Source organism: Mesorhizobium sp. AA23, assembly GCF_001672435.1.
GTDB lineage: Bacteria > Pseudomonadota > Alphaproteobacteria > Rhizobiales > Rhizobiaceae > Mesorhizobium.
In genome coordinates, this window is the sequence record NZ_LYTP01000032.1 from 135008 (window position 1) to 151768 (window position 16761).

Sequence of the window (16761 nt, forward strand, 5' to 3'; positions counted from 1 at the left end):
CCGTTCTTTTGGACCGCGCTAACCGAACACCCGAGTCCTTCATCATCGACGGCGAGATGATCACGCGGGATCCCGACGGACGGCCGAACTTCCATGCCATCCATTCGCGCATGACCTGGAACGCCCAGGCTCGCCTTCGTCGCTTTCGACCTTCTCTCCTCAACGGCGAGCACATTCGTGCTCTGCCGCTGATCGAGCGCAAGGCGAGGCACTGGAAACTGATCAAACCGTAAGACGGGGCGCTCACACGGCGCGATCCGGCGCGAAGACCGAGATCGCCTTTGGGTGAACCTTGAAATGGGCCGGTGTCGACGTGACGATCTCGCCATCGGTGTTGACCGGCATCGCCTTCCGCGTCTCGATGTCGAACTCGACGCACCTGGCCGTGCGCACCTCACGCCATGCGCCATGCGTTCCAGAACGGAAAGAGCGGAGCATCAAAGCCAGCTTCCAGAGGTTCGTCATTTCCAAGCTATAGAGATCGAGATGTCCGTCATCGATCTCGGCCGTTTCTTCCACCACGTTGCCGCCGCCGTAGTGCCGACCGTTTCCAACCGCGATCTGGTAGGTTTCCACCTCGATCGCCGCGCCTTTCTCGGTGATCTTCGCGTGAAACCGCGCGGCCCGGGTCAACACTTTCATCGCCGCCAGCGCATAGCCCAGCCTGCCGAAGCGCTTCTTCAGTGCGGGGTCAAGACCCTGCGCCAGTTCGGTGCTGAGTCCGATACTTGCGACATTGAAAAAGGCATGACCGTTGACCGTCCCGACATCGATCAGCCGAGTCCGGCCTCGCGCGATCACATCGGCGGCCTGCAGGAGATCCATCGGAATGTTGAGCGTACGAGCAAGGTCATTCGCCGTCCCCATAGGAATGATGCCCATCGGCAGGCCGCTTTCCATGATCGCCGTCGCCGCCGAGGACACCGAACCATCGCCACCGCACACGACCACAAGATCGGCCATATGGCGTAAGCGAACGATGTCTCGAGCGATTTCAGGCAACGCCTCGAACATCTCAACGGTGACGGAAAGCCGACCTCGCCCCAGCCGCTCCACAATTGGCGCGAGCATCTCCTGGCCGCGCCGAGCCTTGGGATTGAGGAGCAGCAACGCGCGCCTTTTGGCTGCTTCGCTCATTCAAAGACCGGTCCGACTGATCATGGCTCAACGCAAATAGGGTGGCTGCTTCCGGATTTCGACCGCAAACCGACGCGAAACGTCACACCTGCCCCGCCTATGGCGCGCGGTTTCTAAGCGACGGAGAGCGTAGGCGCGCCTGCGGCGTCGGATAATTCGCGGGCAAAAGGTCCACATTGGCTATGGCGAAGCGCTTTCTTGAGAAGGCGGGCTGAAGCGATCCGCTTTTTGCAGTAGGACTCCCGAGGAGCGAGAGAGCCGCCTTGGCTAGTGAAGTTTGTCCTTGGAAGGTTTGGCGGCCGACTCGCTCAAGATTTCTTTAAGCGCTTGCTCCAGCTCCAGCCCGAGCCCGATAATGGGCTCGGGAATCGCAATCACGTCATTCCGGCCCGCCACCACTTGCGTCTCGGCCGAAAGCTCCGAGACTGCTTTACCGGCCGATTTCGATAGCAGTCGCGACAGGTGCTGCCGCTGCAATGCGTGAACCTCTTCCAACAGGCTCAGGAGCCTCAATGCATCCTCGATCGGCAGCCTGCTGGTTCTGAGGCAGGCAATCCGCTCGTGCTGACGTGCGATGTGCCGCTCGCCCTGTCGGACGTGGCGCCGCGCCATGCTGATGTGGTCGTGGAGAAGCATTGCCCACAACGCGAAATCCCCCGCGTCGTTCCGTTGTGGTTTTGAGGCGCAAATCACAAAGGTTAATGCAGCGAGTTTCTTGCCCGCTTACATGCAGCAAGGCCGCAGTCTGCTCAAGCTTGTCGGTGCCGGTCGGATGATGAGAAGGGAATCTGATGAAGGCAATGAAGAGGGAAAATCGTCGCCGCTTGCTGATCCAACTCCGCCAGCAGGAGATGCGCTATCTAGAGCTGATCGACCAGACGCGAGTGATGGTTGCCAAGAGCTCCAGACTGGTCGAGCAATCCAGAAAACTCCTGTTGGTTCAGCGCAGCGGCGCATGCAAGACCAAGCCGGCAATTGTCAGTCTTGCCGCCATCCCGACGGTATCGCGTTCGCTGTAGCGCAGACCGCTCGGGCTGACCCCGCGCTCGGGCGCGCTTATTATCCATCTAGGGAGGCGTACCGTCTTGCCGGACGAGGGTTACGCCACCTTTTCGTCCCTCGAATGAAAGGCGACGAGATACGCTGGCCCGCCGAGCCGGAAATGACGGCAAAACCAAGCTCTGGTTCCCGCGTGGCTCCTCTGTCCACCCCTCGGGCGGGACTCTTTGCAACTCAGTGATTTTCGCTTAGCCGCATTGTCTGGCGCCAAGCGGCCTTCGAGCTTGGCCATGTTCAGCAGTGTTAATCTAAGCTTGTCGTTCGCCAGCTTGCGGCTAAGCTTGCAGTATTGGGGAAGACAGGGAAACAGATTTGCCTCGTCGATCGGTACGAGCCCATCTGCTTGGACTAATCGCAGCGGCCGTGTTGCCGGTCTGGCTGTTTGCTGCCTATCTGTTCGTTGCCTACGCCCTGCATGAGCAGTCTCGTATCGAGCAGGAGGCGCTTTGGATTGCTCGTCAGGTGTCGCTGGTCGTTGATGGCGAACTCGTCAATCTCAAGACCCTTCTGGAAGGGCTCTCCAAGTCGCCTGCTCTCGCCAATGATGATCTGCAGGCTTTTAGCAACGAGGCGAGCCGCCTCGTCCAGGGTACGGATCAGGTAATCACGCTGCGTGATCTCGGTGGCCGCGCCTTGGCAAGCACTCAATCCGCCAAGGGCTCCGAGCCTTCGGCCGAACCGCTGACGCCCGAGGAGCGCGAGCACCTGGATCTTGCTGGCGTGCTGGTCAGCAACGTGTTCGCCGCGCCGCGATCGAACGCATACCGGATCGCGGTCACCAGACAAGTGTCGGGCTCGAAAGGCCAGTCGTTGCTGCTTTCGATGTCGGTCCCGACGGAACGCATTCGCCTTGCTATGCTGCCCGCGGTCCCAGCGGGGTGGACGGTCGCTGTCGGTGATCGTGAGGGCAACTACGTTGCAAGGTCCAAGTTGCATGGTGAGGTGACCGGCAAGCCCGGTTTGCCGGAATATTTAGCAAAGGTCGTCGGCCGCTCCGGTACGTTCCGATCTCGCAATTTCGAAGGCACCACGCTGCTGGCCGGGTACTATCGATCGCCCTATTCGGACTGGTTCTACACCGCCAATGTTCCGCTTTCTGATGTTCAGGCACCTCTCTGGTGGTCTCTCGCACACATTGGCGCAACAGGCCTAACTGCGCTGCTTTTTTCGCTCACTCTGGGCTACGTGGTCGGTAAAACCTTCACCAAGGCGACAGTCGACCTCGCCGCGCGCGCCGATGCGCTCGGCAAAGGGAGCGAGGTCAAACCTATGTCGACGTCTGTCGCCGAGTTCGACACGATTGCCCAAGCCATGATCAAAGCCGGCCGTGCAATCGCGGAACGCACGCGCGAGTTGGAAACCGTTCTGGATACGGCGCCGGTGGCGGTCTGGTTCACCTATGATCCGCAAGCGCGACAGGTGATCCGCAACCGGTTCGCGGCGGAACTGATGGGCCTATCGACGGAGTCCCGGAGATCCTTTGGGACGCCCGACTTGGTGATCGAAACGCTGGCGTACAAAGACGGCCAGACCATCAGCCGGGAAGACCGTCCGCTGAGCAGAGCCATGCGCGGCGAGGAAACTGACAGTGAGGAATTCGCCTATACGCTGCCATCCGGGGTGCAACGTTACCTGCTTTCCAGCGCGCGGCCCGTCCGCGATGCGGCAGGCTCGGTAATAGGCGCTGTCCAGATCAGCCTCGACATCTCCGAGCGCAAACGGAGTGAGGAGCAGCGCCAACTGTTGATCAATGAACTAAACCACCGGGTCAAGAACACGCTGGCCGTAGTTCAGGCAATCGCGAGCCAGACCATGCGCAGCGCAACCAGCCTCGCGCTCGCAAAGGAGGCGCTTTCGGCCCGGCTGGTTTCGCTGGCACAAGCGCATGATATCCTCACCCGGGAGAATTGGAGCGGTGCCGATCTCAGCACGCTCATTGCCGCCTCGATCGACCCGCATGCCTCTCTCGATCGGTTCGATCTCACAGGCGAGCCGGTTTGGTTGCCCTCGAACGTGGCGCTTTCCTTCGCACTGGCCATTCATGAACTTACCACGAACGCCATCAAATATGGGGCGCTCTCCAATCCTACCGGATCGGTCTCGATCTCGTGGCGGTTGGAATACGCAGATGGGGGCCGAATTCTGGTCCTCGAATGGTGCGAGCAAGGCGGCCCGCCGGTCGTGCCTGGCAAACACGGCTTTGGTACGCAACTCCTGCAGCGAGTGTTCGACAGCGAAAGAACGGGCGGGGTTGAGCTGGTCTACGATCGCTCCGGCCTGCGTTGCATTTTTAAGGTGGGATTGGACCATAGCAAGTAGCGTAAGTGGCTACGCAAACAGCAGACGGCGAAGAGACCCGCGACGTCTTTCAGCACCACCACCTAGGAAGAATGGAGAGTTTGGCCCAGGAATTTAGGGGGTGCCTGTTCCGACAACTTCCAAACGTCTAATATGCCCAAATGCAGCGGTGTCGCATCGCCTTCGGTCCGTTCGTACTCGATCCCGACATGGGGACGCTTCTTAAAGACCAGATCCCGATCACTGTTGGGCATCGTGGACTGACGCTGCTTGCTGCGCTTACCGCGCGGCCCGGTGAGATCCTGACGAAGGCCGAGCTGATGGACGCTGCCTGGCCGGGCACCGCCGTTGAGGAAGGCAACCTTACCGTCCAAATCGCGACGCTGAGAAAGGCACTCGGTCCGGCTGATAACGGCGGTGAGTGGATCGCCACAGTGCCTCGCCTCGGGTACCGCTTCACGGGGACTGTCGAGCCGGTGGCGAGCGCGTCCTACGGAGCGATCCCACCGCCCGGCAAGCCGTCGATCGCGGTGCTGCCCTTTGTCAACTCGGGCGGCGATCCGGACCAGCAGTATCTCAGCGACGGCATAACCGAGGACATAATTACGGAGCTGGCCAGGTTCCGCTCCCTGCTCGTCATCGCACGCAATTCATCGTTTCAGTTCCGTCACCCCGCGTTGGACACTGCCGAAGCCCACCGCAAGCTCGGAGTTCGCTACCTCGTCGCAGGCAGCATACGAAAGCTCGGTGATCGCATTCGGATCACCACACAATTGATTGATGCCGCCACTGGCACCCACCTTTGGGCCCAACGGTACGACCGGGCCCTCGACGACATTTTCGCATTGCAAGACGAGGTTGCGGCTCTTATCGCCTCGATGGTCGAAGGCCAAACGGAGGCCGATTCGGCGAGCCGCAGCAGACGCAAGCGTCCGACCGATTGGGACGCATACGACTACTACCTGCAGGGGCGCGCGCACTTCTACCGATATGAACTGGACAAGGCCGAGCCCCTCTTCGCGCGGTGTGTCGAGCTCGATTCGGCATTCGCTCAAGGTCACGCCTTCCTGGCGCAGGCCCTCGTCGGCAGATTTTGGTACGACAACGGTCTGCGGACGCTACAGAAGGCCTGGGACGCCGCTCGAACGGCGCTCGCTCTCGACAGGAGCGATGGCGTCTGTCACCAGAGCATGGGGCTGGTCCTTACCCACATGCGCCAACACAGCGATGCGGGAGTGCATTTCGAGCGAGCGCGCTCGTTGAACCCGCTGGACGTGAACATAGCGGGGGATTACGCAAGCTGGCTCAACTACGGCGGGCGGGCCGAGACGGCGCTCAACGTGCTCGAAACAGCGCTCCTGCGCGACCCGGTACCACCGATGTGGTTCTGGGAGGTGAAGGGTAGCTCCCTGTTCCTGCTTGGAAGGTACTCCGAAGCCGTCGCTTCGTATCAGAAGGCTGGCGACCAATTCTTCGTCCATGCTTTCCTCGCATCGTCTTACGCACATTTAGGCGAGACGGAGAAGGCCCGCGCTGAAGTCGAGGAGGCACTGACCAGGAAACACGACCTGACTCTCCGGCTGATTTCAAATCTCCCGTTCGCCGACCATGTCGCCCTCGGGCTTTTCACATCAGGCTTCAGAAAGGCCGGTTTTCCCGCCTGAACGCACCCCAGGGAAGGCTATTTTCACACTCGGAGGGTGGATGCTTCCCATCTCTCAAATTTGAATGCGGGTGCATCTCGTGCGGCCCACAATAATGCATGCCGAACTATCTGTTCGAAGTCTTCCGAAATGGGCAAAGCCTCGGCGATGCTTGGGTCGACCTCGGCAACCTCACCGACCTGCGACGAGAAGCGCTGAAGGCGCTTCACGATATCGCTGCAGACGAAATCGCCTCAAGCGACTTAGATGAGACTGTGACCGTTGCCGTTCATGACGAAGCCGGCAGGCCGGTATATTCCGCAAGTCTCACCATTTCGCAGCCGTTGCCCGCCTTGAACGGCTAGGAGTCGTCCGCTCATCCTCTGGGGGAAAGACGGCAGCGGAAGAGAGCCTTTCCTGCTGCTGATCCATCGGCCGCTCGCCGCCCTGCGCACGCGAGTGGCGTTCCTCTGCAGCATATTGGCTTGGAAGACCGACCAGCCGGTTGAGCCTGAAGCCGCACATTATTCACCGTGGTGATGAGTGTTTCTGCGTTTTCCAAATTGGACGCGTACAACCTTTTTGGGCGATGGGTCGTTCAGAACGCCTCTGCTCTCAACGCCACCAGCGAAGCAGGGCTGCGTGCCTGACGACCGATGGAGCAGACATCGATGCCTGTCGGGAACGCGCGATCGGGCCCACGCTGCAGCGGACCTCGATTGCGGGCTGGAGGCAGAAGGCACTGCTTGCCCAGGGAAGTTGAATAGGGAGTTGGTCGGCTCCCCTAAGAGTTGCCTTTCGACCAAGGAGCGATCGATGAAGTCGGCTTTCCGGTACCTGATGTTCGCCGCGGCCTTGCTGTCGCCAGCGGGAATGAATGCAGTCCAGGCAGCGGACGCTCAAATGCCACTCGCTGTTGCGAGGCCCCGGGAACCCTCCATCACCACGAGCACGTCCGACACGACCGGCATGTCCCGGGTCAACGGCCAGAACGCTACGGTGCCCCATGTGAATGCGACGAAGCCTGGATTGCATGCCGTGTTGCTGCGGCTTGAGCCGCAGCAACACGGCATGCCGCTGTCGCACCTCGATTCCCGCTTCGGGACATCCTGTCTGGAACCTTCTACGTTGCGTTTGACGACACATACGACGCAACCAAGCTCAAGGCCCTTCCGCCTGGTGGCATCTACGCTGAGCCGGCCTAGGCAGCCGTTCGGTTGCCGAATGGTGTGAGTAAGAAAACCTGAAGGGTTGAGGCGACCTACACGCGTCATTGGTTCGCCTCAGGCATTGTTTCATGATTGCACTCGTCCGCATTGCCCTCAGCCGGCCCTACACCTTCATCGTGTTGGCGCTGCTGATCCTGATCATCGGCCGCTCGTGGCCCTGCGCTCGGTGTGCCCCCACACCCAGCGGCGGGCTAAGGTGACCGGCGCCTTTTCTCGTGGGGGAGAATTGCCTGAGAGCCCGGCGCCGGCCTAGCGACTAGTGGTCCGCCGCATATGCAAGATAGCTAATTTCTACCTCAAAAGGACATGGTGTGATCGCGTAACCTCTTTGGCAATCGCCCTGGCGATCAGGAATAATCCTCACCGGTGCGGCGACCCCAATTTGCGAGGATCGCCATGACAATGAAATTTCCCTTCACGGAAGACACACTCGGCAAAAGCTGGAGGCCGGGACGGGTCTTTCTGTCTATTGCCTCACTTGCCGGCGGTCGGCGGTATTGGACGTTGCCGCACTGGTGAAACGGCTCGGGCCAGACCATAAATGCCTGCTTTGCGTACCAGTTGATGGGATCGCCTACAGGACTGTTGTTCGATGGCGCAAGAGTGATCGCGTAGGCGTTGAATTCAAGGGCACCGAGCCAAAGCCGAAGTTCCATTACGGTTGAATGCCGGCTCCGGCCTTCCTGTCTCTAGTGGCAGAAATGTCACGCAATCTGAATATGCAGCGCTTCAACTAGGGCGCGCTTATGATCCCTCTTACCGAGGCGTACCGTCTTGGCTGCGAGGGATGCGGGGACCACTGGAGCGCTCGCTGCGGCAACGCAGCGGGCGCTTCGCATGGGAGCGATGGCGATGTGCACCAGAGCAGGGCTAGCATCCGGCTTCCGGGCTTTCTGTCAGCTCACTCTCCGGCTGGACCGCCAGCGCGCGGTCTCGATGTCGTCGCGGGAAATCCCCATGTCGCTGAGCATGTCGTCCGGTGAGTCGCTCAGATCGTCAGTTGCCTTCAATAGCGCCCTCTGATCGGCTCGGCGACCAAACCAATCGACAACGGGACCAGCTACGACTAGAGGAAGGTTCATAAGCATAGGAAGGTTCACAAGCATCAGGGCACTCCCTTCACCGCTGCACAAGCTAGGCCGATGCGCCAGGAGCGTCTGTGACAGGATTCACAGACCCGTTAGTGCCTGCTAATTCAAGAACGTGCCGAGAACATCACCGCCATTCCGTGTGAGCGGGAATGTTTTGCAATGCACGGAAAACAAGGGCTTAGGTGAGAGCGTGTTGCAAATGTGATGTAACCACGGTCCGGAGACCATGTTTTCATCTAAGGCATTGTTCTGCTTGGATATTTCGTTGGCTGGGGAACCTGGATTCGAACCAGGACTAACGGAGTCAGAGTCCGCTGGTCTACCGTTAACCTATTCCCCAGCAGGCGCGGTCGGTATCGCGCGAAGCGGGCGGCTCAAGCGCCGCGAGCGCTGCCTTGTAGCCGCCATCCGAAAATAGTCAACCCCGCGCCGCAGTTCAACCGCAGCCTTTTTCTCATTCGATCGCGGGCCGCACGGGGACGCTCAGCCTTCGCCGCGGCTGTATTGCGAATGCTCGAAGAACAGCACCACGCCGAGCCCGATCAGCAGCGGGATGATCAGGTAGAACAGGCGGAACACCAGGAGTGCGGCGAGCACGCCGACCGGATCCATGTGCGACAGTCCGGCCAGGAAGACCACCTCGAAGACGCCGAGCGCGCCCGGCGCATGCGACAGCAACCCGACCGAAAAGGATATCATGAAGACGCCGAGCACGACGAAATAGCCGGGATTGCCGGCCGCCGGCAAGGCAAAGTAGATGATGGCCGCCGCCGCGAGCAGCTCGACCGGGCCGATCAGCAATTGCCGCGCCACGATCGGCAGTGCCGGGTAATGCAGCTGGAAGCTGCCGACCTTGAGCGGCCTCAGATGCAGCCAGCTGCAGAACACATAGACCGCAACCAGGATCAGCATGGCGAGGCCGGCGGCTGTTGCCAACTCGTGGTGCGGGGTCGTGGTGAAACGGTCGACGATCTCCGGCTCCAGCACCAGCACGAGACCCCCGACAAGCAGGCTGGAGAGCACGAAGGTGATCCAGCAGATCGCCACCAGCACGCCGACATCCTGGCCGGTCAGCCCCCGGGTGCCATAGGCGCGGTAGCGGATCACCGCGCCAGACAGCACCGAGCCGCCGATATTGTGCGACAGCGCATAGGTGGTGAAGGAGCAGAGCGTGACGAACAGCCACGAAACTTTCTTGCCGATATGGAGCAGCGCAATGTGGTCGTAGCCGGCGAGGGAGGTATAGGCGACGACCGAGCTCAGCGCCGCCAGCACCCAGGCGCGCGGGGGGATGGCGACGATACCGGCCCAAACATCGTCGAGTGAGATGCCGCGCAACTCATGGATGAGCAGCCAGAGCGAGAACACCACGGCCGCTACGCCGATGACCGGCCAGAAATAGCGCGTCCAGTTCATGGCGTCGTCGTCATGCGATTAAGCTCATTGCTATGATGTCGCCCAAACCCGTTCCAAGTCTCATTGAGACATGCCTGATTGAAGCCGGCTATTCAACCGGCATGAGGTGGCCCCTGCGTGACGGCGCCAAAAATCGGGCCATGCGCTCTTGGTGATTGCAAAGCGCGCTGCTAGTCTGTTCTCAACTTGAACAAATCGAGGTGCCTGCTGCGTCCTTGCTGGTTCGCGCGGCGCCGAAAGGAATTGAAGTGGAAGACCACGATACCGGCGCGGGCGCGTCGGCAGTGGGCGTGTCCGGGGCATCGCCGGCGGTACCGGCGGGCCCGCCCGCGGGGCGTTTCAGCCGCCATGCGGGCGCGCACGCAAGACATGCCGACAATCAAGGCGAGAACCCGAAAGGCAAAACGCGCAAGCGCCGCAAGCGCAGGCGAGGCCGCAAGGTTTTCGCACGTGATGAGAACGGCGGAATACCCTCGCCGGGGCCCGTCGCCGCTCCCGCCAGCCTTGCGCCTGAACCCGCGCCGATCGTCCCCCAGCCGCGACCGTCGCTTCCAAATGGCGCGCGCCCGTCGCATCAGGAACTGCCGGTATTCGCAGCGCTCGACCTCGGCACCAACAATTGCCGGCTGCTGGTCGCGGTGCCCGCCCGCCACGGCCAGTTCCGCGTCATCGATGCGTTCTCGCGCATTGTCAGGCTGGGCGAGGGGCTTTCGGCCAGCGGGCGGCTCGGCCAGGCGGCCATGGACCGTGCCGTCGAGGCGTTGAAGGTCTGCGGAGACAAGCTGCGCAACCGCAAGATCAGGAAGGCGAGGCTGATCGCCACCGAGGCCTGCCGCTCGGCCGAAAACGGCGTCGACTTCCTCGAACGGGTCGAGCGCGAGGCCGGTCTGAAGCTGGAGATCATCGATCGCCAGACCGAGGCCCGGCTGGCCGTCTCTGGCTGCGGCTCGCTGGTCGAGCGCGAAACGCGCGGCGTGGTGCTGTTCGACATTGGCGGCGGCTCGTCCGAGATCGCATTGATCGACCTCACGCGCGGCCAACGCTCGCCGCAGCTTGCCAACCACATCGTCTCCTGGACGTCGCTGCCCGTGGGTGTCGTCTCGCTCGCCGAACGTTTCGGCGGTCGCACGGTGACGCGCGAGACCTTCGCCGCCATGGTCGATGACGTTGCGGTGCGGCTCAAAGCCTTCGACGGGCGCGACCGGCTCGCGCATGTGCTCGCCAGTCCGAATTTCCATCTGCTCGGCACCTCCGGCACGGTGACGACGCTGGCCGGCGTCCATCTCGACCTCGAGCGCTACGATCGCCGCCGCGTCGACGGGCTGTGGATGGACCGTCAGAGCGTCGACCGCATGGTGGAAAAACTGATCGGCTGGGATTTCCAGCAGCGCGTCGCCAATCCCTGCATCGGCGCCGACCGCGCCGACCTGGTGCTTGCCGGCTGCGCCATCCTGGAAGCGATCCGCGGCGTGTGGCCGTCGGAGCGGCTGCGGGTCGCCGACCGCGGCTTGCGCGAAGGCATATTGAGCGAACTGATGGCCGATGACGGCGTCTGGCGTCATGACGGGCGCGGCCGACAATGAGCAGGAAGCCAGAGAAGCCGGGCTCGGCCGGCATGCGCGTGTTGAAGACCCGGATCAAGAAGAAGAGCGGCCTGAAGGAATCCTCGCGCCGCTGGCTCGAGCGGCACATGAACGACCCTTATGTGCAGCGCTCCAAGGCCGATGGGTACCGTTCGCGCGCCGCCTACAAGCTCACCGAGATCGACGACAAGCATCATCTTTTGAGACCCGGCATGAAGGTGATCGACCTCGGCGCCGCGCCCGGCGGCTGGTGCCAGGTGGCGGCGGCCCGCACGAAATCGAGCGCGGAAAACCCGCATGTCGTCGGCATCGACTATCTTGAGATGGACGCGGTGCCGGGCGCTGTCATCCTGCAGTTGGATTTCCTCGATCACGACGCGCCGCAAAAGCTGTCAGAGGCGCTCGGCGGTCAGCCCGATGTCGTGCTGTCGGACATGGCTGCCCCCACCACCGGGCATCGCCGGACCGATCATCTGCGCACCATGCATTTGTGCGAAGTGGCGGCGGATTTCGCCCTGCAGGTTTTGAAGCCCGGCGGCCATTTCCTCGCCAAGACCTTTCAGGGCGGGGCCGAGAACGAGCTGCTCTCGCGGCTCAAGCAGAATTTCCGCTCGGTTCATCATGTGAAGCCGCCGGCCTCGCGCGACGAGTCGGTGGAGCTTTACCTGCTGGCGAAGGAGTTCAAGGGGTAGCGCCTAACCTTCTCCCCTTGTCAGGAGAGAAGGGAAAGGTGGCGCTCATTTCCCCGCGGTCCCCACCGCCTCCAGCGTCTTCGGCGTCGTCAATTTGCCATGTCCCGACACCGCATTGCCGGCGTCCGGCGCCAGCCGCATGAAGGTCAGCGATGCCGCCGCCGAAACCGCCGCGACGATGAAGAAGGCGATGTGGAAATCGCCAAGCGTCAGCGGGCCGCCATGGATCGAAGTCGACACTTCGAGGATGCCGCCGGCCAGCGCCACGCCGAGCGCGATCGACAACTGCTGGAACACGGCAACGATCGGCGTCGCCTTGCTGGTGTCGGCGGTCGATACTTCGGCGTAGGACAGCGCGTTGACGCCGGTGAAGAACATCGAGCGGATGAAGCCGCCGACCAAAAGGATCGCGAGCATCAGCGCATAGGGGGTTGCGGGGGTGAAAAGGCCGTAGATGGCAATCGAGCCGGCGGCGATCAGCGATCCCCAGACCAGCACCCGCCGGAACCCGGCGAGCCTGAAGAGCAGCCCGGTGACGAACTTCATGCCGATGGCGCCGACCGCGGAGACGAAGGTGATCATACCGGACTGGAACGGCGTCAGCCCGAAGCCGATCTGGAACATCAGCGGCAGCAGGAAAGGCACCGCGCCGATGCCGATGCGGAACAGCGAGCCGCCGAGCACGGAGGAGCGGAACACCTGGTTTCTGAAGAGCTCCAGCGCCAACAGCGGGTTCCTGGCGCGCCGAGCATGCAGCAGATAAAGCACGCCCGAAACCAGGCCGACGGCAACGGTAATGAAGCCGGCGATCGGCGGCAAAGCGGGGAGGCTGACCACCGAGAGGCCGAAGACGATGCCGGACGCCGCGAGGCCGCTGAGCACGAAGCCCGGGAAGTCGAGCGGCGGCGTTTTGGCGGGGTCGGTTTCCGGCAAATAGCGGGTGGCAAGCCAGATGCCCAAAAGCCCGATCGGCACGTTGATCAAAAAGATCCAGTGCCAAGTGAAATAGGTGGTGATGAAGCCGCCGATCGGCGGGCCGACCAACGGCCCGACCAGCGCCGGCACCGTCAGCCATGACATCGCCGCGACCAGCTCGCTCTTCGGCGTCGCGCGCACCAGCACCAGGCGCCCGACCGGCGTCATCATGGCGCCGCCCATGCCTTGCAGGAAACGCGACACCACGAAGGCCGGCAGCGAATTGGAGAAGGCGCAGGCGACCGAGCCGGCAATGAAGACGGCGATCGCGGCGCGAAACACCTTCTTGGCCCCGAACCGGTCCGCCATCCAGCCGCTGATCGGAATGAAGATTGCCAGCGACACGAGATAGGCCGTCAGCGCCAGCTTCAGCGCGATTGGGCTGGTGTGGATGTCAATGGCGATTGCCGGCAGCGAGGTCGCGATCACGGTCGAATCCATGTTCTCCATGAAAAGAGCGACCGCCAGGATGAGCGGGATGATGCGGTTCAAGGGAACGCCCTGATTTGACTTCGCGATTCCGGGCCTGGCTTTGGGGGCGAGCCGGCACGCCGGGGCGGTACCACCAATTGGCCCGGATGTCGCATTAATTTGCGGTCACTTTTGTGCGACCGCAACCCTCGCTGGGAATCATCGTGCGCGCCGCTTGATAAACAGAGCCTCTGTCGTTATTGTAGTGAGAATAACTACAGGTTAGGTGCAGCCATGGACGAAACCGTTTCGGCAGCCGATGCCAATCGCAGGTTCTCCCACATCCTGCGTGATGTACGCGAGGGCCACAGCTACGTCGTGACCACCCATGGGCGGCCGGTGGCGCGGATCGTGCCTGCGCAGAAGCACGAGGACGTGGCCTCCCGCTCGCACGCAGCATTGCTGTCGCGCCTCGAACGGCAGCCGATACTCAATGCCGGACACTGGACCCGCGATGAACTTTATGAGGACGATCGGTGAAGGTCGCCATCGACACCAACGTCCTGGCCTATGCTGAGGGCGTTAACAACGTGGAGAAGCGCGACGTCGTTATCGAACTGCTACGCAACGTTCCACGAGAGGCCGCAGTCATTCCGGTCCAGGTGCTGGGCGAACTGTTCAATGTTCTCGTCCGCAAGGCTGGAAGACATTCCCAGGAAGCTCGGGATAAGCTGCTTAGCTGGAGCGACGCCTTCGCGGTTGCCGGAACGACGCCGGAAGTGATGATGAAGGCTGTCGATCTTGCGGCAGACCAGCGTTTCGGCATCTGGGATGCTGTCATTCTTTCGACTGCTTCGCAAACGGGTTGCCGGCTACTCCTGTCGGAAGATCTGCAGGATGGCTTTACCTGGGGCGGTGTAACCGTCGTCAATCCTTTTGCATCGCCGCGGCACGCTCTGCTGGATGCTCTCCTAGGTGCGGAATAGGAACCTGAAGCGTCTCGCAACGATCGGCTTTTCATCTCCTGCGGGACGTGTTACCAGCCAGCGCCAATCCTGAAAGGGAAGATGAGAGTCGGCGCTGGCCATTTCGGCCCAGCGCCTTTTCCGCATTCAAAAAGGACTGGCCATGGCAAAAATCATCGAGACGTCCACCGGCGCGCTGGCGCTGACCTTCGACGACGTGCTGTTGCAGCCCGGCCATTCCGAGGTCATGCCCGGCCAGACCGACATCCGCACCCGCATTGCCAGCGACATCGATCTCAACGTGCCGATCCTCTCGGCCGCCATGGACACGGTCACCGAAGCGAGGCTGGCGATCGCCATGGCGCAAGCCGGCGGCATCGGCGTCATCCACCGCAATTTCTCGCCGGCCGAGCAGGCCGAGCAGGTCAGGCAGGTGAAGAAGTTCGAATCCGGCATGGTGGTCAATCCCGTTACCATCGGCCCCGACGCCACGCTCGCCGACGCCCTGGCACTGATGCGCGCTCATGGCATTTCCGGCATTCCGGTGGTCGAGAACGGCGGCACCGGCGGTCATACGGTCGGCCGGCTGGTCGGGATCCTCACCAACCGCGACGTGCGCTTCGCCTCCGATCCGTCGCAGAAGGTCTACGAATTGATGACCCGTGAGAACCTGATCACGGTGAAAGAGAATGTCGACCAGGACGAGGCCAAGCGCCTGTTGCACAAGCATCGCATCGAGAAGCTGGTGGTGGTCGACCGCAAGGGCAATTGCGTCGGCCTGATCACCGTCAAGGATATCGAGAAGTCGCAGCTCAACCCGCACGCCACCAAGGACGCTCAGGGGCGGCTGCGCGCCGCGGCCGCCACCAGCGTCGGCGACGACGGCTTCGAGCGCGCCGAGCGCCTGATCGATGCCGGCGTCGACCTTCTGGTCATCGACACCGCGCACGGCCATTCGCAGCGCGTGCTGGACGCGGTGACGCGGGCGAAGAAGCTCTCCAATTCGGTGCGCATCCTGGCCGGCAACGTGGCCACCGCCGAGGGCACGCAGGCGCTGATCGATGCCGGCGCCGACGCCGTCAAAGTCGGTATCGGCCCCGGCTCGATCTGCACCACCCGCATCGTCGCCGGCGTCGGCGTGCCGCAGCTGTCGGCGATCATGTCGGCGGTGGAGACGGCTGAGAAGTCGGGCGTGAGCGTCATCGCCGATGGCGGCATCAAATATTCGGGCGATCTCGCCAAGGCGCTCGCCGCCGGCGCAAGTGCCGCCATGATCGGCTCGCTGCTTGCCGGCACCGACGAGAGCCCGGGCGAGGTCTATCTGCACCAGGGCCGCTCCTTCAAGGCTTATCGCGGCATGGGTTCGGTCGGCGCCATGGCGCGTGGCTCGGCCGATCGCTACTTCCAGGCCGAGGTGCGCGACACCTTGAAACTGGTTCCGGAGGGCATCGAAGGACAGGTTCCCTACAAAGGACCTGTGGCTGGCGTGCTGCACCAGCTTGCGGGCGGCCTGAAAGCCGCTATGGGTTATGTCGGTGGGCGCGATCTTGCCGAGTTCCGCGAACGCGCCACCTTTGTGCGCATATCAAACGCCGGACTTCGTGAAAGCCACGCCCATGACGTCACGATCACCCGTGAAAGCCCGAACTATCCGGGCGGACTTTGATCAGGCGGACGAGCGGCCGGATCGCTTGGGACTATGGCGCAACCTGATCGTCACGGTGTTGCGCTCGTCGCGTCACGCGGCGGCGCTCTCGATTGGGTCCGCGGCGATATTCATCGCCATGACGGCGCTCGAGTTCTTTTATTTCCGCCACCTGAGCGGCGGGCTTCCTTCGCTCGACATGCGTGTTACCGGCTTCACGCCGGATGAGGGCATGGCATGGCTGACGGCGCTCGGCCGGCGCGGCAGCGAGATCATCATCGTTTGGCATTATCTGACGTTTGATCTGCTCTTCCCGGCGCTGCTGTCGCTCACCTTGCTCAGCCTGATCCTGGCCTTCGGCAGGCGGCTCAGCACTTTCCGCTCCATGCCTGCGCAAGTGCAGGCGCTGTCGGCACTGGTCCTGGTGCTGCCCTATACGGTCGCCGACTACGCGCAGAACTTCGCCGTGGCGCGGCTTTTGTCGGATTTCCAGTCGGCCAATCCCGATTCGCTGGCCTTCGCCTCGTCGCTGACCGTGACAAAGTTCACGCTTCTGGCGATCCCCTTCGCGGTCGTTGCGGTCCTGGCGCTTGCCGGGCAGCGGCGGCGTTAAACGG

General features: G+C 62.2%; 16 protein-coding genes, 1 tRNA gene and 1 pseudogene. 13 read left to right on the forward strand and 5 right to left on the reverse strand.

What is annotated here, in order from left to right:
- Positions 1-8: 8 nt before the first annotated feature.
- Entirely contained in the window at positions 9-233 is a 225-nt protein-coding gene (locus A9K66_RS27350; RefSeq protein ID WP_067329928.1) for a hypothetical protein, read from the forward strand.
- A 10-nt stretch (positions 234-243) separates the two neighbouring features.
- Here the strand turns inward: A9K66_RS27350 and A9K66_RS27355 are convergent, their stop codons facing one another.
- Together A9K66_RS27355 and A9K66_RS27360 are read right to left on the reverse strand one after the other, a co-directional pair.
- On the reverse strand, positions 244-1137 hold the full coding sequence (locus tag A9K66_RS27355) for a lipid kinase (RefSeq protein WP_067329930.1): 894 nt from the start codon (positions 1135-1137) through the stop codon (positions 244-246).
- A 267-nt stretch (positions 1138-1404) separates the two neighbouring features.
- Complete coding sequence (locus A9K66_RS27360; RefSeq protein ID WP_067329933.1) at positions 1405-1773, reverse strand: hypothetical protein; 369 nt, start codon at positions 1771-1773, stop codon at positions 1405-1407.
- A 155-nt stretch (positions 1774-1928) separates the two neighbouring features.
- Here A9K66_RS27360 and A9K66_RS27365 point away from each other — a divergent pair, with 155 nt between their 5' ends.
- The 6 genes and pseudogenes from A9K66_RS27365 to A9K66_RS31365 form a co-directional block, all read left to right on the forward strand.
- On the forward strand, positions 1929-2156 hold the full coding sequence (locus A9K66_RS27365) for a hypothetical protein (protein ID WP_067329935.1): 228 nt from the start codon (positions 1929-1931) through the stop codon (positions 2154-2156).
- A 403-nt stretch (positions 2157-2559) separates the two neighbouring features.
- Positions 2560-4515: an HWE histidine kinase domain-containing protein gene (locus A9K66_RS27370; protein WP_245307709.1), complete on the forward strand. Its 1956-nt coding sequence runs from the start codon at positions 2560-2562 to the stop codon at positions 4513-4515.
- Between the two features lie 188 nt (positions 4516-4703).
- A complete protein-coding gene (locus A9K66_RS27375; RefSeq protein ID WP_245307710.1) occupies positions 4704-6158 on the forward strand; it encodes a winged helix-turn-helix domain-containing protein in 1455 nt (484 codons plus the stop codon).
- 98 nt (positions 6159-6256) lie between these two features.
- Positions 6257-6502, forward strand: a complete 246-nt coding sequence (locus A9K66_RS27380; RefSeq protein ID WP_067329942.1) for a hypothetical protein — start codon at positions 6257-6259, stop codon at positions 6500-6502.
- A 451-nt stretch (positions 6503-6953) separates the two neighbouring features.
- Positions 6954-7370, forward strand: coding sequence for a hypothetical protein (locus tag A9K66_RS30880; RefSeq protein ID WP_067329944.1), 417 nt, complete (start codon positions 6954-6956; stop codon positions 7368-7370).
- Between the two features lie 541 nt (positions 7371-7911).
- Positions 7912-8031: pseudogene (locus tag A9K66_RS31365) on the forward strand (PilZ domain-containing protein); the annotation flags it as partial.
- A gap of 692 nt (positions 8032-8723) precedes the next feature.
- Here A9K66_RS31365 and A9K66_RS27400 read toward each other — a convergent pair.
- Positions 8724-8797 (reverse strand) — tRNA-Gln (locus A9K66_RS27400).
- 143 nt (positions 8798-8940) lie between these two features.
- Positions 8941-9873, reverse strand: a complete 933-nt coding sequence (locus A9K66_RS27405; protein ID WP_067329952.1) for a YbhN family protein — start codon at positions 9871-9873, stop codon at positions 8941-8943.
- Positions 9874-10121: 248 nt separating this feature from the next.
- Between A9K66_RS27405 and A9K66_RS27410 the strand changes: the two genes are divergently transcribed.
- Both A9K66_RS27410 and A9K66_RS27415 read left to right on the forward strand, forming a co-directional pair.
- Positions 10122-11456, forward strand: coding sequence for a Ppx/GppA phosphatase family protein (locus A9K66_RS27410; RefSeq protein WP_067329955.1), 1335 nt, complete (start codon positions 10122-10124; stop codon positions 11454-11456).
- The gene (locus A9K66_RS27415) at positions 11453-12148 is read left to right on the forward strand and encodes an RlmE family RNA methyltransferase (protein ID WP_067329957.1); all 696 of its coding nucleotides are present in this window, start codon (positions 11453-11455) and stop codon (positions 12146-12148) included. The genes A9K66_RS27410 and A9K66_RS27415 overlap by 4 nt, the downstream gene beginning before the upstream one ends.
- 45 nt (positions 12149-12193) lie before the next feature.
- On the opposite strand, the gene A9K66_RS27420 is transcribed toward A9K66_RS27415, so the two are convergent.
- Complete coding sequence (locus tag A9K66_RS27420) at positions 12194-13615, reverse strand: MFS transporter (protein WP_067329960.1); 1422 nt, start codon at positions 13613-13615, stop codon at positions 12194-12196.
- Between the two features lie 213 nt (positions 13616-13828).
- On the opposite strand from A9K66_RS27420, the gene A9K66_RS27425 reads away from it, so the two are divergent.
- From A9K66_RS27425 to A9K66_RS27440, 4 genes are all read left to right on the forward strand, one after another.
- The gene (locus A9K66_RS27425) at positions 13829-14074 is read left to right on the forward strand and encodes a type II toxin-antitoxin system prevent-host-death family antitoxin (RefSeq protein ID WP_067329962.1); all 246 of its coding nucleotides are present in this window, start codon (positions 13829-13831) and stop codon (positions 14072-14074) included.
- A complete protein-coding gene (locus A9K66_RS27430; RefSeq protein WP_067329965.1) occupies positions 14071-14520 on the forward strand; it encodes a PIN domain-containing protein in 450 nt (149 codons plus the stop codon). The genes A9K66_RS27425 and A9K66_RS27430 overlap by 4 nt, the downstream gene beginning before the upstream one ends.
- Before the next feature lie 142 nt (positions 14521-14662).
- Positions 14663-16165: an IMP dehydrogenase gene (gene guaB / locus A9K66_RS27435; protein WP_067329968.1), complete on the forward strand. Its 1503-nt coding sequence runs from the start codon at positions 14663-14665 to the stop codon at positions 16163-16165.
- Positions 16166-16208: 43 nt separating this feature from the next.
- Positions 16209-16757: a hypothetical protein gene (locus A9K66_RS27440; protein WP_067330198.1), complete on the forward strand. Its 549-nt coding sequence runs from the start codon at positions 16209-16211 to the stop codon at positions 16755-16757.
- Positions 16758-16761: the final 4 nt, after the last annotated feature.